Source organism: Methylobacterium sp. Leaf99, from assembly GCF_001422375.1.
Classification (GTDB): Bacteria; Pseudomonadota; Alphaproteobacteria; order Rhizobiales; family Beijerinckiaceae; genus Methylobacterium.
This window is the reverse complement of sequence record NZ_LMMU01000001.1, coordinates 762,569-785,121: the sequence shown is the minus strand read 5'-3', so window position 1 is coordinate 785,121 and position 22,553 is coordinate 762,569. Positions and strand designations below refer to the sequence as shown.

Genomic DNA, 22,553 nt, shown 5'->3' with positions numbered 1-22,553 from the left:
CGCCGGATTGTGACACAGCTCCGCTTCCGACCGCCCTCGCCCCGTCCCGCGCGCCACCGCATGACCCGGGCGCTCCTGCCCGTCGCCGCGGGCCTCGCGCCGTGGGCGATGCCCGTCGCGGCCCAGGCCCCCGATCCGGCCTGTTTTCCCACGGCCGGCGGCGCCCTGGAGATCTGCCGGGGCGGCGAGGCCGAAGGCGTGTTCTTCGCACCCCGTGCCTGCGAATCGGCGGCGAACGTCCAGATCGTCCGCACCGCCGGGCGCGCCGGCCGGCTCCGGGTGGTCTATCAGGCCGAGGCGCCGGCGGGCGGCCGCCGGGGCGACGCCTGCCCGGCGCGCCGGGCCACCAGCCCCCTCGACGGCGGCTCCGTGCGCACGGGGGCGATGCCCGAGCAGCTCGCCACGCTGATGCCGCCGACGCAGGCGCGCCTGTGGGAGATGGCCCGGGCCGTGCGCCCGGAGGGGCGCAGGCGCGGGCGCGCGCGGAGTCCGGAGGCGGCGGAGGCGGCGCCGGAGGGGATCGCCGCGCGCCATCCCATGGTGGTGGCCGGGCGGGACTGGAGCGGGGACGACTACACCTACGTCTTCCTCCTCACCACGGTCCCGACCCCGAGCGGAAACCGCCATGCCCTGATGCAGGCCCGCACCGCCGATTTCGAGCGCTTCGACATCCGCGGCCGGGCGGCGGACGGCCCCGCCTGGGTGCCGTTCACCCCCGAGGGCGGCCGGCGCCGGTCGCGGCGCGGCGGCGACGCCCCGGCCCCGAGCGCCGTCCTCGACGAGACCGGCGCGCCCATCGTCGGCAACTGCCCCGGAGAAGGCTTCGACCGGCACGACCTCGTCGGCTCCATCAGCGTGCTCGACCGGGTCTACCACTACTTCTACACGGACGTGCTGCCCGCCGATTGCGCCGCGCCCCCCGCCCGGCGCCGCCTCGGCCTCTACCTGCGCACCAGTCCGGACCTGACCGCCGACCGGCCGTGGTCGTCGGCCCGCCTCGTCGCCGAGCCCCTGCCGGGGCAGGCCCTGGTCCGCGTCGCCAAGGCTAAGGGCATGGACCGCTGGGCCGTGGCCTACAGCTGCAACCGCCCGGCCAACACCATGGACGGACCGGTGGCGGATCTCTGCGTCCAGTATACGGGCGACCTGTCCATCGGCTCGCTCGCCGGCCTCGTCTGGTATTCCGAGCCCGTGGCGATCATGCGCTCCCCGGCCTATCTCGGCCTGCGCTCGGGCGGCGACGGCGGCGGCCGGTTCGGGCGGGCGCAGCATGCCTGGATGACCGACCGCTACGGCAACCTCGACACCCCGGCGAGCTACTCGGCCAAGGCCGGATTCGTCACCTGGCTCGACCGCCTCGCCCCGGGCTACGAGGAACGGGGCGCCTCCTCGGTCTTCGGCCGGCCGGTCTACTGGGGCACGTGGTCCGTGCGGCCGGTGGAGGGACGGTGACCCCCGCCGCCGGACACCGACCCCCGGAATCCCTGGCCGCGCGCCGCCGTCCGTCCTAGACCCGGAGGGTGTCGCCCAACGCGCCGACGCCCGCGGTGGCGGCCTTCCGCCGGAGGGATCGTGATGGATCGTCGAAATGTCCTCGCCCTGCTGGCCCTGGCGGGTGCCGGGTCCCTCGGACGGCCGGCCGGGGCGGCGCCCGGGCCGGCGGCCCGCAACGTCGTCCTCGTCCATGGATTGTTCGCCGACGGGTCGTGCTGGTCCGACGTCATCGCGCGCCTGCAGGCGGCGGGGCTCAACGCGACGGCCGTGCAGAATCCCCTGACGACCTTCGACGAAGCCGTGGCCTCGGTGCAGCGCGTGCTCGCACGCCAGGATGGTCCGACGGTGCTGGTCGGGCATTCCTTCGCGGGCATGATCATCAGCGAGGCCGGGATCGACCCGAAGGTCTCGGCCCTCGTCTACGTGGCGGCCCGCGCCCCCGAGGCCGGCGAGGATTACGCGGCCCTCGCCAGGACGTTTCCGACCCCGCCCGCCAGCGCCGGCATCGTCTTCGACGGCGAATACGGGCGCCTCGGCGAGGCGGCGTTCCTGCGCGACTTCGCCGGCGACCTGCCGGAGGCGCGGGCGAAGGTGCTCTACGCGGTGCAGCAGCCCTTCGAGAAAGCCCTGCTCGCCGCCAGGACCACCCAGGCGGCGTGGCGCACCAAGCCGAGCTTCTACGCCGTCTCGACGGAGGACCGGACCATCGATCCCGACCTCGAACGCTTCATGGCCAAGCGCATGGGCGCCAAGACCATCGCGGTGAAGGCGAGCCACCTGTCGCTGATCTCGCAGCCCGACGCCATCGCGGCCCTGATCCTGGAAGCCGCCGGCAGGCCCTGATCCCGGAGGCCGCCGGCCGGCCCTGAATCCTCAAGGCCGCCGGCCGCGCGCGGCGATCCCGCGCGGGACGGGGAGGGGGCATGCCGACGCGACCCCTTGCCGGAACGCCCGACACCTTCTATTGCGACGCGATAGCTCGATCCCGTGACCCGGCGCAGCCGGCCGCATTCCTGCGGCCCGTCGCGTGACGGGCTCTTCTCGCTTCCGGATACCCTATGAAGCTTCGCAACATCGCCATCATCGCCCACGTCGATCACGGCAAGACCACGCTCGTCGACAAGCTGCTGTCGCAGTCCGGCTCGTTCCGCGAGAACCAGCGCGTCGAGGAACGCGCCATGGACTCGAACGACCTCGAGAAGGAGCGCGGCATCACCATCCTGGCCAAGGCGACGTCCGTCGTCTGGAAGGACACCCGCGTCAACGTCGTCGACACCCCGGGCCACGCCGATTTCGGCGGTGAGGTCGAGCGCATCCTGTCCATGGTGGACGGCGTGATCGTCCTCGTCGACGCCGCCGAGGGCCCGATGCCGCAGACCAAGTTCGTGGTCGGCAAGGCCCTCAAGATCGGCCTCAAGCCCATCGTCGCCATCAACAAGGTCGACCGCCCCGACGCCCGCATCACGGAAGTCGTGAACGAGGTGTTCGACCTGTTCGCGGCCCTCGACGCCACCGACGATCAGCTCGACTTCCCGATCCTCTACGGCTCGGGCCGCGCCGGCTGGATGGCGACCTCGCCCGACGGTTCGCAGGACGACGGCCTCGCGCCCCTGTTCGACCTCGTGCTCGCCCACGTGCCCCAGGCCAAGGTCGAGGAGGGCGCGTTCCGGATGCTCGGCACCCTGCTCGAAGCCAACCCGTTCCTCGGCCGCATCATCACCGGCCGCATCGCGTCCGGCACGGTCAAGCCGAACCAGGCCATCAAGGTCATGGACCGCACTGGCAAGCTCGTGGAGACCGGCCGCGTCTCGAAGATCCTCGCCTTCCGCGGCCTCGAGCGTTCGCCCATCGAGATCGGCGAGGCGGGCGACATCGTCTCCATCGCCGGCCTAGTGAAGGGCACCGTCGCCGACACCTTCTGCGATCCGCAGGTCGAGACCCCGATCCAGGCCCAGCCCATCGATCCGCCCACCGTCACCATGTCCTTCATCGTCAACGATTCGCCGCTGGCCGGCACCGAGGGCGACAAGGTCACGAGCCGCATGATCCGCGACCGCCTGTTCAAGGAGGCCGAGGGCAACGTCACGCTCAAGATCGAGGAGGCCGAGGACAAGGATTCGTTCTACGTCTCGGGTCGCGGCGAATTGCAGCTCGCCATCCTCATCGAGACCATGCGCCGCGAGGGCTTCGAGATCGCCGTGTCGCGTCCCCGCGTGGTGCTGTCGAAGGACGAGGACGGCGGCGTGCTCGAGCCCGTCGAGGAGGTCGTGATCGACGTCGACGAGGAGTATTCCGGCGTCGTCGTGCAGAAGATGTCCGAGCGCAAGGCCGAGATGATCGAGATGCGGCCCTCGGGCGGCTCCCGCCTGCGCCTCGTGTTCCATGCGCCCACCCGCGGCCTCATCGGCTACCAGGGCGAGCTCATGACCGACACGCGCGGCACCGCGATCATGAACCGCCTGTTCAAGGCCTACGAGCCCTACAAGGGCGAGATGATGGGCCGCCGCAACGGCGTGCTCATCTCCAACGACAAGGGCGAGGCCGTGGCCTACGCCATGTGGAACCTGGAGGATCGCGGCCCGATGATGATCGAGCCCGGCGCCAAGGTCTATCAGGGCATGATCATCGGCGAGCACAACCGCGAGAACGACCTCGAGGTGAACGTGCTCAAGGGAAAGAAGCTCACCAACATCCGCACCACCTCGAAGGACGAGGCCGTGCGCCTCACCCCTCCGATCCGGATGACCCTGGAGCGCTCGCTCGCCTGGATCCAGGACGACGAGCTGATGGAAGTCACGCCGAAGTCCATCCGCCTGCGCAAGACCTACCTCGACCCCAACGAGCGCAAGCGCTTCGAGCGCTCGGGCGGCGTCGCTTAACGCGGCACGCCTCACGGTTCGAATACGACGAAGGCCGGGCTCATCGCCCGGCCTTTTTCGTTTGGGAGCCGACCCGAACGATGTGCTTCGGAGCGGGAACGGCCATCGACCGAACCCGCCTAGAACTTTTCCTTCTTGGCCTGAAGGTCCTTGCCCGCGTTGATACGGTAACCCGCCACGCACTGCTTGATGAACGGCGCCCTCAGTTTCTGCCGCATCTTGTTGTGCTCGGCGCGTCCTTCGCATTTCCGCTGCCAATCGGCATGGGGCACGGCCGTGGACGGACGCGCGCCGGCCTCGGAACAGGCCAATGCAAGGGAGCCGACACCCAGGAGGGCCGTGGCGAGAAACCGTCGCCCCTGGGGCTTCGTCCTCCGGGGACCGACATCCGCGACGCCTGTCATTCGGATCATGTTGATCGGACGCATCCTCAAACCGGAACGCCGAAACGTTGGCCGAAGAAGTACAGGGCGCAGAACACGACGATGATCAGAACGGTCAGGAACCCCAGGATATAGAGGAGGTTCGTCGACTTTCTCTTCTGCTCGGAGCCGTAGTGGGGTTTGGCCGAAGTTTCCATGCGTTGCCGCCCTCTCGTTTCGATCTGTTCTGCCGCGAACTGCCGAGCGGTGTCCGGCATCACCGTCTCGGATCGCCGCTCGGCTCGCCGACCGTACGGAAGGACGGCGTCGGACGAAGAGACACCATCAAACACGCGTCTCCCGAGCCGGGGCGCCGCTTCGGGGCAGGTTCGGGACGAATTGTACGGCGCTTTCACGCTCGTGGACTCAAGCAAGACTTGAAACAAACGTTCCCGAGCGAATTTCACTTAAGTTTGATGGATTAAGTGTCTCTCTCAAAGTTCCGGTGATGCCGAAAACCGGACCGGTGGCGGTCGGGAGTCTTGCGAGGTTTCCTCGCCCCGACGCGGCCGCGTTGAGTTCGCATGCGTCCGGCCTCACTCCGCCTTCGCCCGTTCCCGCAGCAGATACTTCTGCACCTTGCCCGTCGCCGTCTTCGGCAAGTCTCCGAACACGATGTGGCGCGGCAGCTTGTAGCCGGCGAGGCGCTCGCGGCACCAGGCGATGAGGGCGTCGGCCGCCACGGTGGCGCCGGGTTTGAGCTCGACGAAGGCCATGGGGGTCTCGCCCCACTTCGCGTCGGGCCGGGCGACCACGGCGGCGGAGGCGACGGCGGGGTGGCGGAACAGGGCGTCCTCGACCTCGATGGAGGAAATGTTCTCGCCGCCCGAGATGATGATGTCCTTCGAGCGGTCCTTCAGCTGGATGTAGCCGTCCGGGTGCTTCACCCCGAGGTCGCCGGAGCGGAACCAGCCGCCCTTGAACGCGGCCTGCGTCGCCGCCGGGTTCTTGAGGTAGCCGCGCATCACCACGTTGCCGCGGAACATCGCCTCGCCCAGGGTCGTCCCGTCGGCCGGCACGGAGTCGCCGGTCTCGGGATCGCGGATGTCGAACCCCTCCAGCACGGGGTAGCGCACGCCCTGGCGCGCCATCTTCTCCGCGCGGGCGTCGGCGTCGAGGGCGTCCCAGTCCCGGTGCCAGGCATTGACCACGGCGGGGCCATAGGTCTCGGTGAGCCCGTAGAGGTGGGTGACGTCGAAGCCGGCCTCCCCCATGGCGGCGAGCACCGCCTGGGGCGGCGGGGCGGCGGCGGTCAGGAAGGCGACCCGGTGGGGGAGGGGGCGGCGCTCGGCGTCGGAGGCTCCGAGCAGGAGCTGCATGACGATGGGCGCGCCGCAGAGATGCGTGACGCCGTGCCGGGCGATTGACTCGTAGAGCGCCCCGGCCCGCACCTGCCTGAGGCAGACATGGGTGCCGGCCACCACCGACAGGGTCCAGGGGAAGCACCAGCCGTTGCAGTGGAACATCGGCAGGGTCCAGAGATAGACCGGGTGCTGGCCGAGATTGCCGGTGATGACGTTGCCCAGCGACAGCAGGGCGGCGCCGCGGTGGTGATAGACCACGCCCTTGGGGTCGCCCGTGGTGCCCGAGGTGTAGTTGAGGGAGATCGCGTCCCACTCGTCGGCCGGCATCGCCCAGTCGGCGTCCGGATCGCCTTCCGCCAGCAGAGCCTCGTAGGCGAGTTCGCCGACGGGGACGCCGGCGCCGGTGAAGACCGGATCGTCCACGTCGACGACCAGGGGCTTTGCCGCCGCCAGCGCCAGGGCGGACGCGACAATGTGCGAAAACTCTCCGTCGGTGATGAGCACCTTGGCCTCGCCGTGGTCGAGGCAGAAGGCGAGGCCGGCGGCGTCCAGCCGGGTGTTCAGGGTGTTGAGCACGGCGCCGGTCATCGGCACCCCGTAATGGCACTCGATCATCTCGGGCGTGTTGGCGAGCATCACCGCCACGGTGTCGCCCCGGCCGATGCCGCGGGCGGCGAGGGCCGCGGCGAGGCGCCGGCTGCGCGCGTAGAGCTCGGCGTAGCTCCGGCGCAGGGGCCCGTGGATCACCGCGACGTGGTCGGGAAACACCCGCGCCGCCTGGTCGAGGTAGCTCAGGGGCGTGAGCGGCTGGTGGTTGGCGGGATTCTTGTCGAGATCCCGGTCGTAGATCGAGGTTCCGGCCGTCGAAGCCGAAGCGGGGGCGTTCAGTTCGGGGGCGTTCATGGCGTGTCTCCCTCTGGCGACACAGTACCGGTCCGCCCCCGTCCGACAATGGCCGGCTCAGCCGCCGCCGGGGTCGGTCTCGTCGTCGGGCGTGCCGCCGCCCTTCGGGCCCTGGCCGGGCTTGCCGCCGGTCTTCTCGTTGGGGTCCTTCACCGCGTCGGGGGCGACGTTGGCGGGCTTCTTCGCCGTCCCGTCGGACTTTTCGTCGTGATCGTCGGCCATGGGCGTCCTCCTCGTGTCCGGTCTCAACGCGCCGCGCCGAACGCGGTGCCCGGCTCGTCGGCCTCCGTGAGGCGCAGGATCGTGGCACGCAGCCAGCGATGGGCCGGATCGTCGTCGTAGGAGGCGTGCCACAGCATCGAGATCGCCACGTCCTCGAGCGCCACCGGGGCCGGGCTGACGCTGAGCCCCAGCGCCCCGGCGAAGAAGGTGGCGAGGCGCGCGTGCATGGTGGTGATCACCGGGGCGCTGCGCACGAGGAACGGCACGGCGAGGAAGCGCGGCGTCGTCACCGCCAGCGTCCGGCTCAGGCCCCGTTTCGCCAGGGCATCGTCCACCACCCCGTGCGCCGTCTCCTTCAGGCTGGTGAGGATGTGGGGGAAGCGGACGTAGTCTTCGAGGGAGATCGGCGGCGTGATGCCGACGAGGTCGGCGTTGAACATGCAGAGGTAGTTGTCGCGGTAGAGCAGGCGGCGCTTGTGGTGGGTCTGCCCCTCCGTGAAGAAGCCGATGCCGAGATCGACCCGGTCGGCGTCGAGCTCCTGCAGGATGCGGATGCGGTCGATGGAGCGCAGCAGCAGGCTGATCCCCGGCGCCTCCGCCCGCAGGTAGGCGAGCAGCCGGGGCCCGAGCAGCACCTCGGCGCTGTCGGGCAGGCCGATGGTGAAGGTGCGGGTCACCGTGCGCGGATCGAACACCGCGTCGCGCCGGACCAGGGACTGCACCTGCCGCAGCAGGGTGCGGACGGGCTCGGCCAGGGCCAGGGCGCGGGGCGTCGGGCGCATGCCCTCGGGGGCCCGGGTCAGGAGTTCGTCGCCGAACAGGAGGCGCAGGCGGGCGAGCGACGAGCTCATGGCCGACTGGCCGATGCCGATGCGGGCCGCCGCGCGGGTGACGCCGCGCTCGGACAGCAGGGCGTCGAGGGCCACCAGCAGGTTCAGGTCGATGCGGGTGAGATCGACGTGATCAATAGTCATTATCGATACGTTCTGTTTGATCCATGCTGCACTGCACCGCATATTCGCTTCAACGCAAGGGCACACCGACCCTTCGCACACAGAGCGAGACCCGACACCATGACCTTCCGGACCTTCACCGCCGCCGCCGCCCTCGTCGTCGCCCTCACGGGCACCGCCTCGGCCGAGACCATCAAGCCCCTCGACGGCGGCAGCGTCAGCCTCGGCGACCTCGCGGGCGTCGCCTACTACACCGCCGAGCCCAAGGGCTACCGGGTCGTCGTGACCCTGGCCCGCACGGACGCCGCCCGCGCCGTCCGCTTCGAGACGGTCCTGGCCTCCGGCCAGAGCGTGACCCTCTCGACCCCGCAGGAGTTCGGCGCCGCCGCCGATGCCGTCGAGATCAGCCGCACCGGCGACACCGTCGCGGTGTCCCGCCCGCGCCCCGCTCCGACCCGGGAAGCGGCGGCCCTCAACTAGAGGTCCGCGGTTGCCGACCCCCGCCCTCTCGGCCGCACAGGCCGGGAGGGTTTTTTTGTGCCCGGCTCCCCGCCGGCCAGGACCGGCCGGCGAGGGGGTTTCGTTTCCGGTGACAAGCCGGGCAGGCTGCACCGGGAAAGGCGCGCAGCGCCGTCTTTTTCGCCTGGGCGCGGGCGGCCGCGCGGGCCACAATGGCCGCAGACCGCCACCGACGCAGGACCGATTCATGCGACGCACCGCACCGGCCACCCTCCTGGCCCTCATCCTGGCGGGAAGCCTCCCCGCCGCGGCCCTGGAAGGTCCGGCCCCGGCCGCCCCCGGCACCACGGCGCCGGCCGCCTCGGGCAAACCCCGCGTCGTCATCGTCGCCACCGGCGGCACCATCGCGGGCGCCGGGGCGGATGCCGCCAACAGCGCCACCTACCAGGCCGCGAAGGTACCGGTGGACAAGCTCATCGCCGCCGTGCCGGCCATCGCGGGGGTGGCGGAGGTGCGCGGCGAGCAGGCGTTCCAGATCGCCTCGGAGAGCTTCACCAACGCCCAGCTGATCCAGCTGGCGAAGCAGGTCTCGGCCCTGGTGAAGCGCGACGACGTCGACGGCGTCGTCGTCACCCACGGCACCGACACCGTGGAGGAGACGGCCTACTTCCTCGACCTCGTGGTGAAGACCGACAAGCCCATCGTCATGGTCGCCTCCATGCGGCCCTCCACCGCCATCTCCGCCGACGGCGCCCTCAACCTCCTCGACGCCGTCGTGGTGGCGGGCGCCAGGGACGCGCGCGCCAAGGGCGTGCTGCTGACCATGAACGACGAGATCCAGGCCGGGCGCGACAGCACCAAGCGCGTCAACATCAAGCCCTCGGCGTTCTTCAGCCAGTGGGGACCGCTGGGCATGGTGGTGGAGGGCAAGACCTACTGGTTCCGCGCCCCGGTGAAGCGCCACGGCACCACCTCGGAATTCGACATCGACACCATCGATGCCCTGCCGGACGTCGCCATCGTCTACGGCTCGGGCAACATGCACCCCGAGCCCTACACCACGGCGGTCGCGGGCGGCGCCAAGGCGATCATCCACGCCGGCACCGGCAACGGGTCGGTGGCCGGCTACCTCGTCGACACCCTGAAGGACCTCCGCCAAAAGGGCGTTCAGATCATCCGCTCGTCGCGCGTCGGCGACGGCTTCGTCCTGCGCAACGCCGAGCAGCCCGACGACAAGTACGACTGGGTGGTGGCCCACGACCTCAACCCGCAGAAGGCCAAGATTCTGGCTGCGGTCGCGCTCACCAAGACGCAGGATTCGAAGGAACTGCAGCGGATTTTTTGGGAGTATTGAGGGGGCTTGCGGTCGGAGGCTGGCGGCGGGTGCCCTCGGCACGGGCCCGTTGTCGACCCGTCATGCGAACTCCGGCCGACTCCGGCCGATTGGTTCGGACAATCGAGCGTGTCCGGCGATCTGAGGTGGAGCGCCGGTCCCCTCTCCTGGAAGGAGAGGGACAGGGTGAGGTGTGTGGAGTCTCCGGAGAGTTCGCACACCTCACCCCAACCCTGTCCCAAACAGGCTACCGGATTCACACAACTGCGAATGGGCCGATTCCGTGCAGCGGCAGGACACCGGACTGCATCCGGATACGGGCGTAAGGCCCACCGGTGCTCCCTCTCCTGAAAGGAGAGGGTTGGGGTGAGGTGTTTGGACTCTCCGAAAAGGTCACACACCTCACCCTGTCCCTCTCCTTCCAGGAGAGGGGACCCGTGCTGCCCGCGAGATGTGTGAATGCCGTAGCCCAAACAGGAGAGGGGGCCCGTCGCGACGCTACGATCCGGGGTGATCGAGCGAGAACAGTCTTCGATCTTCTCGCCGCCTCTCAATCGAACCGTAAGGCCTCCCGGCGCACCCTGCACCGCAGACGGCTGCCACGGGCCGCCCGGAGGCAGTCTTGAGACATCTCTTCCTCGTCGCGGGCCTGGCGGCCCTCAACCTCTTCGCCGCGTCGGCCCACGGCGCCGGCGAGATCCCGTTCGAGAAGGCCAAGGGGTGGGATATCGAGCGCTCGGCCCCGGGGACGAACGGCTCGACCTGCCTCATGAGCAAGTCCTACAAGGACCCCGACGACGGCAACGCCGTGAACGTCCTGGTCTTCGCGCTGGCCGACGACCAGGCCATGATGACGTTCATCTACGAGCATTGGACCTGGGACAAGAACGAGAAGGTCCGCGTTCCCCTGATGCTGGACAAGCGCGTCGCCCTCTCCAGGCACACCTGGACCGGCGACGGGACGAGCCTGACCACGACGGTCCCGGCGACGCTGATGCCGCAGATGCTCGCCGCCAAGAAGATGATCCTGAAGCTTGACGGTGCCGACGGCGATTTCGACCTCGCCGGCTTCCCCGAAGCCTACGAATCCCTGCGCCGCTGCGACGTGACCCCCGTCGCGCCGGCTCCATCGCCGTCCCTGCCGTCCGAGGCCCGGATCAAGAGCTACCACCTCGGCGCCCTGATGGAGGCGGCGATCAAGGAATGCGACGTCGCGACGACGGGCAAGCAGCGCACGGCCTTCGACGCGAAGATCCAATCCCTGCGCAGGGAGATGGCGGCCATCGAGGCCGAGATCGCCAAGGCGGTCGCCGGCCGCGCCGAGCCGCGCTGCCCCGGCGAGAAGGACAAGGCGAAGTTCCAGGCGGCCCTGGACGAGTTCCTCGACAAGTCGCCGGAGGACTTCGCCGCCGTCATCGACAAGCGCGCCGCCGACGACGCCCCCGGGACGGCCCCCCCCAAGCTGTGAGCGGCGCTTCGCCGTCGGGCGCTGACTTGCCGCCGGCGCGGTCGCTCCCTCACGTCAGCCAGTACCGCTCCGGCTTGAGCGCTGGCGGCGCCGGTTCGCCGAGGGCGTCGAGGACGATGCCGTCGAGGGTGTGCAGGAGGGCGTCGAGGGGCAGGTCGTTGGGCTCCGTCCCGAAGGGCTCCTCGAGTTCGTCGCCCAGCGCGTCGAGGCCGAAGAAGGTGTAGGCGACCAGCGCCACGGCGAGCGGCGTCGCCCAGCCGAGGGAGGCGGCGAGCCCGAACGGCAGCAGCAGGCAGTAGAGCCACGCCGTCCGGTACAGGAGCAGAGTGTAGGCGAAGGGCAGGGGCGTGCCGTGGATGCGCTCGCACACGATCTGGGCCTGGGACAGGGCCGCGACGCGCTGCTCCAGCACCCCGAACAGCACGTCCGTGAGGGCGCCCGATCGGTAGGCGCCGGCGAGGTCGGCGGTGAGATGCGCCAGCACCGCGTCGGCCGGGCTCGGCTTGCGGGCGATGGAATCGGCCTCCCCGGGCGGGAGCCAGGGCGCGGCCGCCGCGACCTCGTCGCCGCCCCGCACCTGCGCGTGGAGGGCGTGGGCGAACCCCGACAGCCGCCGCAGGACGCGCCGGCGCAGATCCGCCTGTGCCGGCTCCGGCAGGAGGGCGGCGAGCAGGCGGGCGATGCCCCGCGTCTCGACGATGAGCGCGCCCCAGGCCCGGCGCGCCTCCCACCAGCGGTCGTAGCAGGCGCCATTGCGAAAGCTCAGGAAGATCGACAGGGCCAGGCCGATGAGGGTGAACGGCCCGACCCCGGCGGTGATGGGAAACGCCTCGGGCCAGCGCATCTCCGCCGCCGTCACGCCGGCCGCCACGGCGGTGATGCCGAGGACCTTGGGCGCCACCTGCGGCAGGATCGAGCCGCGCAGGGTGAACAGGATCGTCAGGAGCCCCGGACGCGAACGGACGATCATTCTTTGGGGTGCTTCGGTATTCGAGCGCGAAAACCCTCCCCCCTTTGCGGGGGAGGGTGCCTGCGGAGCCGGCGGGAGAGGGGCCAGCTCAGGTTTTTCCGGAGAAAGCGGCGCTGCCCCCCTCCCGGTCGCTCCGCGACAACCCTCTCCCGCAGGGGGGAGAGGGTTTTTCTACGCCGCCGACGCGATGGCCGTGGAGGCGCGGCGGACCTTCTTGTCGAGGCCGTCGACGAAGGCGTGGGCGTCCTCCTTGCGCTCGAACACGTGGGGGGCGAGGCCGCGGCGGTTCAGCGCCTCCTCCATCTTGAGGCGCAGGAACGCGCTCGTGGCGTAGCGGGTGGTGGTCGCGTAGTAGTTCGCCGCCAAGTATTGGATCATGCTCGCGTAGTCGTCGTAAAGGTTCTCGTTGATGCGGAACCCGTCGTGGTTGACCACGGAGTTGACGCGCTGGCCGGCCTTCTTGCAGGCGCCGACCAAGACCTTGCGCAGGTCGTCGATGTCGCTCTTCACGCGGGCATGCCAGCCCTCGAGGTTGACGAACAGGATGTTGCGCTCGGAATCGTAGCTGACGCGCTCCGACAGGTTGAGGTTCAGGAGGTCGGCGAGCAGTTCCATCGGCTCGTCGCGGAACAGGCGCGCATCCATGAGCGCCGGCTGCTTGATGATGGGGGTGAACCCCATATGGGGCAGGATGTCCCGCGCGATGTCGATGCCCGGCGCCACCTCGATGAGCTCCAGCCCCTCGTCGGTGAGCTGGAAGACGCAGCGCTCGGTGACGTAGATCACCGGCTGCGAGCGCTTCTGCGCGTAGGAGCCGCTGAAGGTGACCTGCTCCACCTGCGGCAGGAATTTCTGCGCGCGGCCCTCGGTGACGATGCGGAGTTGGCCGTCCTCCACCACGGTCTCGAGGCCGCCCACCGTGAAGGTGCCGGCGAAGACGACGCAGCGGGCGTTCTGCGAGATGTTGATGAAGCCGCCGCAGCCGTTGAGGCGGCCGCCGAACATGCTGGTGTTGACGTTGCCGTGCTGGTCGCACTCGGCCAGACCCAGGCAGGTCATGTCGAGGCCGCCGCCGTCGTAGAAGTCGAACATCTGGTTCTGGTCGATGACGCAGTCGGCGTTCGTCGCCGCGCCGAAGCTCGACCCGCTGGCCAGCACGCCACCCACCGCCCCGGCCTCCGTGGTGAGGGTGATGTAGGGCGTCACCTTCTCCTCGTTGGCCACCGCCGAGATGCCCTCCGGCGCGCCGACGCCGAGGTTGACCACGCCGTTGGGCGGCAGCTCGAAGGCGGCGCGCCGGGCGATGATCTTGCGGGCATCGAGCGGCATCTTCTTCATGCCCGTCACCGGCACGCGGATCTGGCCGGCCAGCGCCGGATCATGCTGCACGCCGTAGTTCATGCGGTGCATCTCGGGCTCGGCCAGCACCACGCAGTCGACAAGGATGCCGGGCACCCGCACGTCCTTCGGCAGCAGGAAGCCGTCGTCGACGATGCGTTCGACCTGGGCGATGACGATGCCGCCGTTGTTGCGGGCCGCCATGGCCTGGGCGAGGCAGTCGAGGGTCAGGGCCTCCTTCTCGAAGGAGATGTTGCCGGCGGGATCGGCGGAGGTGCCGCGGATGAAGGCGACGTCGATCTTGGTGGCGGTGTAGAACAGCCACTCCTCGCCATCGACCTCCACCACCTTGACGATCTCGTCCTGCGTCAGGGTGTTGACGCGGCCGCCGCCGTGGCGCGGGTCGACGTAGGTGTGCAGGCCGACCTTGGAGAACAGCCCCGGCTGGCCGGCGGCGCAGGCGCGGTAGAGCTGCGAGATCACGCCCTGGGGCAGGTTGTAGCCGAAGATCTTGTTCTCCTGGGCCGCCTTGGCGACCTTCGGCATCCGGCCGAAATTGGCCGCGATGACGCGCTTCAGGAGGCCCTCGTGGTGCAGGCGCCCGGTGCCGAGGCCCTTGCTGTCGCCGGCACCCGCCGTCATGATCAGGGTGAGGTCGCGCGGGGCGCCGGTGTCGACGAAGCGCTTCTCCAGGGCGGCGTGCAGCGCCTCCGGAATGCAGCTCTGGACGAAGCCCGTGGTGGTCACGACGTCGTTCTGCCGGATGAGCGCGATGGCCTCTTCCGCCGAGATGACCTTATTTTTCTTCATGGCCCCGTGATCCTCCCCGTGCCTCCACTCTCGATGTCAGGCGGCAGGATTTATTCTGCCGGTTTCGGTGCCGTGGAAGTCTTGTTGGCTCGGGCGAGCGTAGAGATCGCGTCTCCACTTCGCAAGGGTGCCCCTGGCCGTGTTGCGATGCGTTTCCGTTCTGTTGCGGCGCACAGTTCAGGCCTGGCCGGACTGTCGCGGCGGCGTGTTTCGCCGCCGCAGACCGGGCCGGGGCGGTCACGGACCCCGGTCAGGACTGGCGAGATGGCTGTCCATCTTCGAATTATACATTATTCGCTGTGGGGGCGCCCGGCGCCGGCATGGCCCTGCAGCAGCCGGTCCTTGTCCACCCCGAGGGCTTCGGCGATCTCCGAGAGGGCCCCATGCTCGACGGTGCTGATGCCGGCCTGGTCGGCGACGTCGGCCGCGATGAGGAACACGGCCGCGCGCTGGCCGTCGTCGCGTTCGCGGATCGCCGCGACGTGGCGCAGGTTCTCGGCCCGCCCCGCGCGGGTGCGCGCCCGGTCGAGGCCCTCGAACAGTTCGCCCTCCAGCTTCAGGGTGTCGTAGCCCTTCTCGAGGATCGGGTTGGCCCGCATGCCGGCCAGCGCCGCCTCGACCTCCTCCTCGTCGATCTCGGAATCGGCCAGGATGACGTTGGCCGCGGCGGAGACCGCCGCCTCCATCAGCGTCCGGTCGCCGACATAGGCCGTCACGTTCTGGGTGAAGCGACCGACGAGGTCCTGGAACAGTCCCATGGTGTCTCCTGCGGAGGGCTCGGTGATCCGCACCCGTGATGCGGCGCTGCAACAGATGACCGGTTGGTGACCGGCGCCGGCCCTGCTTAACAAAAAATTAACCATTTCCTTAACAAAACGATACCACGAAACGGCGCCGAGCCGGAGCGATCTGCCGAGATAAATTCGAGTCTCGTCAGAGCCGCCCAAGTTCCTCTGCAGTTTCGCAAAGCGAGATCCAAGACAATCGAAGACTAAAGGGACGCGCGGCCATGATCGGCCGAACGAACTCCCGTGCGCGGAAAGAGACGGCGGCATGTACATCGTGGTCGATGAGCGGAGCAGCGTGGCGACCGAGACCGTCGCCGGCTTCGGTGCCCAGGGCGTGACGGCCCGCAGCCTCGCCGCCGACACGTTCCAGGCCTGGCTCGACACCACCCCGGCCGATGACCTCGACGCGGTCCAGGGCTTCGTGCTCGGCGAATCCGCGGGCCGGACCCGCTACACCGTCGCCATCCGCAGCCTGTCGCACGCCCCGATCATCGCCCTCAACGAGACCCGCTCCCTGGAGCAGACCCTCGATCTGTTCACCGCCGGCATCGACGACGTGGTGCGCCGCCCCGTCCACGTCCGCGAGATCCTCGCCCGCGCCGAGGCGATCCGCCGCCGCATGGGCCGGGGCGAGGTCCGGGTCCCCGCCCAGGACAAGGCCGGCCGCCTCAAGGTCTACGCCGACGGCCGCGACCCGGAGATCGACGGCGAGAACCTGACGCTGCCCCGGCGCGAGCGCCACATCCTCGAGTACTTCGCGCGCAACCGCGGCCGCCAGCTCAGCCGCGTCCAGATCTTCAACGCCGTCTACGCCGATCACGGCAGCGACGTGGAGGAGAGCGTCGTCGAGGGTCACATCAGCAAGCTGCGCAAGAAGCTGCGGCTGCGCCTCGGCTACGACCCCATCGAGGCCAAGCGCCTGGCCGGATACACCTTCATCGGTTGAAACCCCGCGTCGGCTGAGACTTCGCATCGGCTGAGACTTCGCGTCGGCAGAAACCCCGCGTCGGCCGAGACCCCGCGTCCCCCGGCTCCGACGAAAAAACCCGCGCTCCGGAGGGAGCGCGGGTTTTGGTTCGGCCGGTGCCGTCCCCGGGCCGGAGCCCGGGGAGGGCGGCGCTCTTACCGGAACAGCGTCAGGACGTTCTGGCTAGCGCTGTTGGCGATGCTGAGGGCCTGGACGGCCAGCTGCTGCTGGGTCTGCAGGGCCTTGAGCTTCGTCGACTCCTCCTCGATGTCGGCATCGACGAGGGTACCGATGGTGCGGTCGTTGGCCTTCATCAGGGTGTCGACGAAGGCCTTCTGGCCGTCGATCTGGGTCTTGCTGGCGCCGAGCTTGGTGCCGGCGTTGGTCACGGAGGCGATCGCCTTGTCGACGATGTCGATGTAGCTCTTGACGTCGGCGTCGGTGGCGGCGACTCCAGAGGTGAAGATCGACAGGGTGGCCACGGACGAGCCGGCCGGGCCCTTGTCGAGGATGCCGCCGGCGCCGGTGCCCGTCGCGGCCGTGCCCGCGCCCGAGTAGACCGTCGCGGGGGCGATGCCGAAGCCGATGTCGGTGCCGGCGGCGGTCTTGTCGTTGACCACGAGGGCCGCGGCCGCGCCCGTCGTGGTGGTCTCGAAGGTGATGCGGCCGGCCGAGTCGAGGGAGGCCTTGACGCCGGTGAGGGCCGCCGTGTTGGTGATCGTGGCGTTGATGGCCGAGAGCAGCTCTTCCTTGGTCACCTTGGTGAGATTGGCGGCGTGGGCCGTCAGGGTGGCGGCCGTCAGCACGATGTCGGTGGCGGCGGCCGCGCCGACCTTGACCGTCAGCGTGGCTTCGTTGGTGCCGCTGAAGTCGAGGGTTCCGGTCAGGGCCGTGCCGGCCACGACCTTGGCGGAGGTTGCGGCCGTCGCGCTGGGCGCGGCGTCGTAGAGCTGGATGCCGGCGACGTCGATCTTGACCATCGAGAACTCGATGTGACCGGTCTTGTCGCGGGCGAAACCGGCGACGACCTGCTGCTCGGCCTTGTACACGGTGGTGTCGGCGGAGTTCACCGACAGCCAGTTCTGGCCGCTGGCGATGGACGAGTCGGCCGTCGCCTTCATCTGGCTCTGGATCGTCACGATCTCGGTCTGGATCTTCGAGCGATCGACGGTCGGGCTCAGGGCCGTCTGCAGCTTCTGGCGCAGGTTCTGCAGGTTCGAGAGGATGCTGTTGACGCCGTTATAGGCGGTGTCGACGGACGACGAGCCGAGGCCGAGGGAGTCCTTCACGGCGCTGAGCGAGGCGTTGTCGGTGCGGATGGTGGTGGCGATGGACCAGTAGGCGGCGTTGTCCGAGGCGCTCGACACGCGCTGACCGGTGGAGACCCGGTTGCTGGTCATGTCGAGGCTAGTGCTGATGTTCTTGAGGGTCGTCAGCGCCGTCATCGCGGCGTTGTTGGTCAGCAGGCTGGTCATGGCGGGTGTGATCCGGAACTGGAATTCTGCGGGAGTTTTTGTAACTCGGCGTCTAGCCGAAGTCTCGCGAGCTTAGCCGATGAAGAGAGTCACCGATCACAGGTCGAAAGACATTACATTCCGGGTTTTCGCCGGACCAGTGGGACGACATCATGTCTGGGACCTGGAAAGATCCCTCCACTGCACTCGCATCGAACTCGCGCCGGCTCCGATGGGGAAGACCGTTGGTCGATGGAGGCACTATGACCCGCGCGCGTTAGCAAGCGCTTAAAGCGCGTCGCATCAGGTCGCGGCGTCGTCCGCCGTCGCGAACCGCACCCCGGCGACCTCGCCCCTCTGCCAGCGCAGGCGGACGGCGACGGTCCGGAGGTCGTGGGCGGCGATGACGAGGTCGAAGGCGTCCGGCAGGCGAACCGGGCGCGCCAGCACGATCTTGGCGCCCGCCGACGAGAGATCGCGCACCACGCAGGGGAGCAGGGTGTCCGGTCCGAGCACGATCCGGCCCTGCTGCATCACCCGGTGGCGCCGGCGCGCGCGCGGCGCCTCGGCGCCCCGGGCGGTTCCATTCGGTTCGTCGCCCATTCACCCCACCTCGCGCCGCCGGCGGCGGATATTAGCCTAGCACGTTAACGGTTTATCAGTGGAGAGGCCGTCCTGACTTTGGCGTTAACCATTTGTAAACCATATCCGGGCAAAACTGTCGGCACCAAGAATCTCTCCGCTCCAGGCGCCATGCCCGTCCGCCTCATCCCCGCTTCCGCCGCGCCCGCCCATCGCCGTCCCCTCGCCGGGGCGCAGGCCCTGCGGCGCGCCCGCGACGCCGCCTTCGAGCGGGCCGCCATCGGCATCTGCCTCGGGCTCGCCGTCGTCTCCGGCGCCTTCGCCGCCTACACCATTGCGGGCGGGGCGCGCGACTACGCCGTGCAGCGCTTCCTGCCGGCGTCCATCGGCGCCTTCGCCTGGAAGCAAGGCGTCGCGCCGAGCCGGACCGCCGCCCTCGACCTCGACCCGACGACCACTGGCGCGCTGGCCGACCGTCCGGCTCCCGTCGAAATCCGCCCCGGCGAGGCCCGCTCCGAGGCGGCGGACCGGACGGAGCCCGGCGTCGCGGCGCGCGGCTACGTCCTGCGCCGGGTCGCCGGCGACGGGGCCTGGGTGGAGGGCCCGAACGGCCTGAGGCAGATCGTGCCGGGCGCCGTCCTGCCCGGCGCCGGCCGGGTGATCTCGATCCAGCCGACGGGCGCCGGCTGGGTCGTCGTGACCTCCGAGACCATCATCGGGCCGACGCGGCTCTGAGCCGCGCCGGCCCAACACGGCCACGGCACCGATGACGGCCGGTGTCGGCCCCATCCGCCCCATCCGCCGCGCGCGAGCCCCCCGGGCCGCCGACCGGGAGCCCCTCGCGTGCTGAGCACCTTCACCAACTACGCGCTGATCACGAAGGACCTGCCGGCCACCCTGGCGCGCAAGGCCGCGTCCCCCGTGATCGCGCGCGAGACCGCGTATTTCGAGGCCAGGATCGGGGCCGTGAAGTCCATCGACGACTTCCTCGGCGACCGCCGGCTCTACGCCTACGCCATGAAGGCCTTCGGCCTCGAGGAGATGACCTACGCCAAGGCGTTCATGCGCAAGGTGCTGACGGAGGGGGCGGATTCGGCGACGAGCTTCGCCAACCGCCTCGCCGACGACCGCTACGTCGCCTTCGCCCGGGCCTTCGACTTCGCCGTGGGCGCCACCGCCAGCGGCCAAGCGGCCAAGGTCACCACCAGCGGCCTGAGCGCGCCGCAGCCGGCCCGGCTGAAGGGCACCCTGGACCTCTCCGGCCCCCTCGATTTCTCCGGCGCGAACGCCGTGAGCTTCCGGCTCTCCAGCCAGGTCGATGCCACGACGACGAAGTCGGCCACCATCGTCCTGTCGAAGCAGACCCTGGCGGCGGCCGTGCCGGACCTCAAGCGGGTCACCGGCGACGACATCGTGGACGCCATCAACGCCCAGATCGAGGCCTCCGGCGACGCCCAGCTCACGGGCAAGGTCCGGGCCGCCCTCGTCACCGAAACCGACCTCCTCACCAACACGTCGAAGCGCATCCTGACCTTCGAGACGACGGCCTATACCAGCCTGGGCGTCGACGGCGCGCCCGGCGGGACCGGTGCCGGTGCCGACGCCTACTACGATGCCGGGGGGGCGAACCGGACGGTGACGATCCAGAACGCCCCCCTGCCGGATGCGGGTCGGACCGCCCTCAACATCGGCTTCGGCACGAGCCTGCCCCCCGACGCGCGGGCGAAGAGCGTCACCGAGGCCTACCTGCGCCAGACCCTGGAGAGCGACGCGGGCAGCGAGGACACCGGGGTCCGCCTCGCCCTCTATTTCGCCCGCATGGCGGGCGGCGCCACGACGGGCTACGCGATCCTGGGCGACTCGGCCCTGTCGCAGGTGGTCAAGACCGTCCTGGGCCTGCCCGACGGCGGGACCTCGTCCGACGCCCTCGTCCGGCAGGCCGCCATCATCGAGCGCAAGGTCGATCTCGCGAGCTTCAAGGACCCGCAGAAGCTCGACGCCTTCATCAAGAGCTTCACCGCCATCTGGGACGCGAAGACCAACACCGCGTCCGATCCGATCCTCGCCCTGTTCGGGAACGCCTGACCCATGCAGAACGGGCTCTACGTCGCCCTCTCGGGCCAGATCGCCGTCGAGAAGCGCATGAACGCGGTGGCCAACAACGTGGCCAACCTCGCCACCTCCGGCTACCGCGCCGAGGACACCAAGTTCTCGGCCCTCCTCGCCCAGGCGAGCAAGGGTCCCATCGCCTTCGCCTCCTCGGGCGACACCTACATCCAGACCCGGTCCGGCCCGGTGACCAAGACCGACTCGCCCCTCGACGTCGCCATCCAGGGCGATGCCTGGCTCAGCGTCGGCGGCGCGAACGGGCCTGTCTACACCCGCGACGGCCGCCTGACGATGGACGCCACCGGCCGCCTGCGCAACGTCAGCGGCCTGCCGGTGCTCGACGCCGGCGGCGGCCCGATCCTCCTCGATCCCCAGCAGGGGCCGCCGACCATCGGCCGCGACGGCAGCGTCTCGCAGGGGGTGAATCAGGTCGGGTCCATCGGGCTGTTCACCCTCGACCCGAAGGGGACCCTGCGGCGGGCGGAATCGAACGCCGTCGCGTCGAGCCTGCCGGCCCGGCCCGTGCAGGACTTCACCCGCATCGGCATGGTCCAGGGCTTCGTCGAGGGCTCCAACGTCAACCCGATCCTGGAGATGACCAAGCTCATCACCATCCAGCGCGCCTTCGAGAGCGCGGCCACCCTCACCGCCGAGACCGAGACGTCGTTCCAGGGCGCCATCCGCTCCCTGAGCCCGCAGGGCTAGGACGATGCAGGGCGATTCGACCGGGCCCGACGTGCTCGACCGCCTCACGGCCGCCCTCGCGTCCGGGCGCGAGGCCCTGCCCCTGGTCCGGGTCTCGGGGCCGATCCAGGAGGTCACCGCCACCGCCGCCCGGGTCGGGGGCGTCGCCCCCTTCCTCAAGCTCGGCGACCGGATGGGGTTCTCCGCCGGCGGCCGCGATCAGGTCGGCGAGGTGGTGCGCATCGATGCCGGCGGCATCACCCTGAAGCCGTTCGAGGCCCGCATCGAGGCCGGGATCGGCACGCGGGCCCATCGCCTCGGCGACCCGACCCTGCGGCCCCATGCGGGCTGGAAGGGACGGGTCATCGACGCCCTCGGCCGACCCATCGACGGGCGCGGCGCCCTCGTCCCGGGGCCGCGCGCCGTGCCCGTCGACGCCGCCCCGCCGCCCGCCATGGCGCGCGGCCGGGTCGAGGCGCCGCTGCGCACCGGCGTCCGCGCCCTCGATCTGTTCACGCCCCTGTGCCTCGGCCAGCGCATCGGCATCTTCGCCGGCTCCGGCGTCGGCAAGTCGACCCTGCTCGCCATGCTGGCCGGGGCCACGGGCTTCGACAGCGTCGTCGTCGCCCTGGTGGGCGAGCGCGGCCGCGAGGTGCGCGAATTCCTCGAAGGCCCGATGGCGCCCAATCTCGACTGGGCCGTGGTGGTGGTCTCCACCGGCGACGAGAGCCCGATGATGCGGCGCCAGGCGCCCAAGGTCGCCATGGCCGTCGCCGAGGCGTTTCGCGATGGCGGCGAGTCCGTCCTCCTCATCGTCGATTCCGTGACCCGCTACGCCCATGCCGCCCGCGACGTCGCCCTGGCGGCGGGCGAGCCGGCGGTGGCGCGGGGCTACCCGCCGAGCGTCTTCTCGGACCTGCCGCGCCTCCTCGAACGGGCCGGACCCGGCCGCGACGGGGCGGGCTCCATCACGGGCATCTTCTCCGTGCTGGTCGACGGCGACGACCACAACGACCCCGTGGCCGACGCGATCCGCGGCACCCTCGACGGCCACGTGGTCCTCGACCGGGCCATCGCCGAGCAGGGCCGCTATCCGGCCGTCGATCTCCTCGGCTCGATCTCGCGCCTCGCCACCGCCGTGTGGACGCAGGAGCAGCGCGAACTCGTGCGCCGCCTCAAGGCGATGATGGCGCGCTACGAGGAGACCCGGGACCTGCGGCTCATGGGCGGCTACCGCGCCGGCGAGGATGCCGAGCTCGATCAGGCCATCCTCCTGGTGCCGCGCATCTACGAGGCCCTGCGCCAGGAGCCCGGCATGGCCCCGAGCGAGGACGCCTTCCTCGAGCTCGCCCAATCCCTGCGGAGCTGACGTCCCGCGGACGCGACCAGCCCCGCGCAAGCCATTCTCCCTCTA

Annotated in this window: 21 protein-coding genes; 11 read left to right on the top strand and 10 right to left on the bottom strand. The window is 70.1% G+C overall.

What is annotated here, in order from left to right:
• The first annotated feature begins 60 nt into the window (after positions 1–60).
• The 3 genes from ASF28_RS03605 to typA all read left to right on the top strand — a co-directional run bounded on the left by ASF28_RS03605 (position 61) and on the right by typA (position 4,373).
• Positions 61–1,452, top strand: a complete 1,392-nt coding sequence (locus tag ASF28_RS03605; protein ID WP_056087776.1) for a hypothetical protein — start codon at positions 61–63, stop codon at positions 1,450–1,452.
• Between the two features lie 123 nt (positions 1,453–1,575).
• Positions 1,576–2,337, top strand: coding sequence for an alpha/beta hydrolase (locus ASF28_RS03600; protein ID WP_157085335.1), 762 nt, complete (start codon positions 1,576–1,578; stop codon positions 2,335–2,337).
• Between the two features lie 215 nt (positions 2,338–2,552).
• Positions 2,553–4,373: a translational GTPase TypA gene (typA, locus tag ASF28_RS03595; protein ID WP_056087769.1), complete on the top strand. Its 1,821-nt coding sequence runs from the start codon at positions 2,553–2,555 to the stop codon at positions 4,371–4,373.
• A 119-nt stretch (positions 4,374–4,492) separates the two neighbouring features.
• Here typA and ASF28_RS03590 read toward each other — a convergent pair whose 3' ends face one another.
• The 5 genes from ASF28_RS03590 to ASF28_RS03580 all read right to left on the bottom strand — a co-directional run bounded on the left by ASF28_RS03590 (position 4,493) and on the right by ASF28_RS03580 (position 8,198).
• Positions 4,493–4,786: a hypothetical protein gene (locus ASF28_RS03590; RefSeq protein WP_147711481.1), complete on the bottom strand. Its 294-nt coding sequence runs from the start codon at positions 4,784–4,786 to the stop codon at positions 4,493–4,495.
• Positions 4,787–4,803: 17 nt separating this feature from the next.
• The gene (locus ASF28_RS22250) at positions 4,804–5,013 is read right to left on the bottom strand and encodes a hypothetical protein (protein WP_147711482.1); all 210 of its coding nucleotides are present in this window, start codon (positions 5,011–5,013) and stop codon (positions 4,804–4,806) included.
• Between the two features lie 318 nt (positions 5,014–5,331).
• Positions 5,332–7,002, bottom strand: coding sequence for an acyl-CoA synthetase (locus ASF28_RS03585; protein ID WP_056087763.1), 1,671 nt, complete (start codon positions 7,000–7,002; stop codon positions 5,332–5,334).
• A 57-nt stretch (positions 7,003–7,059) separates the two neighbouring features.
• Positions 7,060–7,224 (bottom strand): hypothetical protein, encoded by a 165-nt coding sequence (locus ASF28_RS22910; RefSeq protein WP_187273090.1) that lies wholly within the window; start codon positions 7,222–7,224, stop codon positions 7,060–7,062.
• Positions 7,225–7,247: 23 nt separating this feature from the next.
• A complete protein-coding gene (locus ASF28_RS03580; RefSeq protein ID WP_056087760.1) occupies positions 7,248–8,198 on the bottom strand; it encodes a LysR family transcriptional regulator in 951 nt (316 codons plus the stop codon).
• Positions 8,199–8,297: 99 nt separating this feature from the next.
• Between ASF28_RS03580 and ASF28_RS03575 the strand changes: the two genes are divergently transcribed.
• From ASF28_RS03575 to ASF28_RS03565, 3 genes are all read left to right on the top strand, one after another.
• Entirely contained in the window at positions 8,298–8,657 is a 360-nt protein-coding gene (locus tag ASF28_RS03575; protein WP_056087758.1) for a hypothetical protein, read from the top strand.
• 226 nt (positions 8,658–8,883) lie between these two features.
• Positions 8,884–9,990, top strand: coding sequence for a type II asparaginase (locus ASF28_RS03570; RefSeq protein WP_056087754.1), 1,107 nt, complete (start codon positions 8,884–8,886; stop codon positions 9,988–9,990).
• Between the two features lie 601 nt (positions 9,991–10,591).
• Positions 10,592–11,437 (top strand): hypothetical protein, encoded by an 846-nt coding sequence (locus ASF28_RS03565; protein ID WP_056087752.1) that lies wholly within the window; start codon positions 10,592–10,594, stop codon positions 11,435–11,437.
• 49 nt (positions 11,438–11,486) lie between these two features.
• On the opposite strand, the gene ASF28_RS03560 is transcribed toward ASF28_RS03565, so the two are convergent.
• The 3 genes from ASF28_RS03560 to ASF28_RS03550 all read right to left on the bottom strand — a co-directional run bounded on the left by ASF28_RS03560 (position 11,487) and on the right by ASF28_RS03550 (position 15,313).
• Complete coding sequence (locus ASF28_RS03560; RefSeq protein ID WP_056087751.1) at positions 11,487–12,407, bottom strand: bestrophin family protein; 921 nt, start codon at positions 12,405–12,407, stop codon at positions 11,487–11,489.
• Between the two features lie 171 nt (positions 12,408–12,578).
• Complete coding sequence (locus ASF28_RS03555) at positions 12,579–14,555, bottom strand: acyl CoA:acetate/3-ketoacid CoA transferase (protein WP_056087748.1); 1,977 nt, start codon at positions 14,553–14,555, stop codon at positions 12,579–12,581.
• A 290-nt stretch (positions 14,556–14,845) separates the two neighbouring features.
• On the bottom strand, positions 14,846–15,313 hold the full coding sequence (locus tag ASF28_RS03550; RefSeq protein WP_056087746.1) for a tellurite resistance TerB family protein: 468 nt from the start codon (positions 15,311–15,313) through the stop codon (positions 14,846–14,848).
• 295 nt (positions 15,314–15,608) lie between these two features.
• Between ASF28_RS03550 and ASF28_RS03545 the strand changes: the two genes are divergently transcribed.
• Complete coding sequence (locus ASF28_RS03545; RefSeq protein WP_056087743.1) at positions 15,609–16,289, top strand: response regulator transcription factor; 681 nt, start codon at positions 15,609–15,611, stop codon at positions 16,287–16,289.
• A gap of 176 nt (positions 16,290–16,465) precedes the next feature.
• Here the strand turns inward: ASF28_RS03545 and ASF28_RS03540 are convergent, their stop codons facing one another.
• Together ASF28_RS03540 and ASF28_RS03535 are read right to left on the bottom strand one after the other, a co-directional pair.
• Positions 16,466–17,785, bottom strand: a complete 1,320-nt coding sequence (locus ASF28_RS03540; RefSeq protein ID WP_056087741.1) for a flagellin N-terminal helical domain-containing protein — start codon at positions 17,783–17,785, stop codon at positions 16,466–16,468.
• Positions 17,786–18,067: 282 nt separating this feature from the next.
• A complete protein-coding gene (locus ASF28_RS03535) occupies positions 18,068–18,367 on the bottom strand; it encodes a PilZ domain-containing protein (protein ID WP_056087738.1) in 300 nt (99 codons plus the stop codon).
• Positions 18,368–18,517: 150 nt separating this feature from the next.
• Between ASF28_RS03535 and ASF28_RS03530 the strand changes: the two genes are divergently transcribed.
• The 4 genes from ASF28_RS03530 to fliI all read left to right on the top strand — a co-directional run bounded on the left by ASF28_RS03530 (position 18,518) and on the right by fliI (position 22,508).
• Complete coding sequence (locus ASF28_RS03530; protein WP_056087735.1) at positions 18,518–19,081, top strand: hypothetical protein; 564 nt, start codon at positions 18,518–18,520, stop codon at positions 19,079–19,081.
• Positions 19,082–19,189: 108 nt separating this feature from the next.
• On the top strand, positions 19,190–20,431 hold the full coding sequence (locus ASF28_RS03525) for a DUF1217 domain-containing protein (RefSeq protein ID WP_056087730.1): 1,242 nt from the start codon (positions 19,190–19,192) through the stop codon (positions 20,429–20,431).
• Positions 20,432–20,434: 3 nt separating this feature from the next.
• Positions 20,435–21,160 (top strand): flagellar basal-body rod protein FlgF, encoded by a 726-nt coding sequence (gene flgF, locus ASF28_RS03520; RefSeq protein ID WP_056087728.1) that lies wholly within the window; start codon positions 20,435–20,437, stop codon positions 21,158–21,160.
• Between the two features lie 4 nt (positions 21,161–21,164).
• Positions 21,165–22,508, top strand: coding sequence for a flagellar protein export ATPase FliI (gene fliI, locus ASF28_RS03515; RefSeq protein WP_056087727.1), 1,344 nt, complete (start codon positions 21,165–21,167; stop codon positions 22,506–22,508).
• The last annotated feature ends 45 nt before the right edge of the window (positions 22,509–22,553 follow it).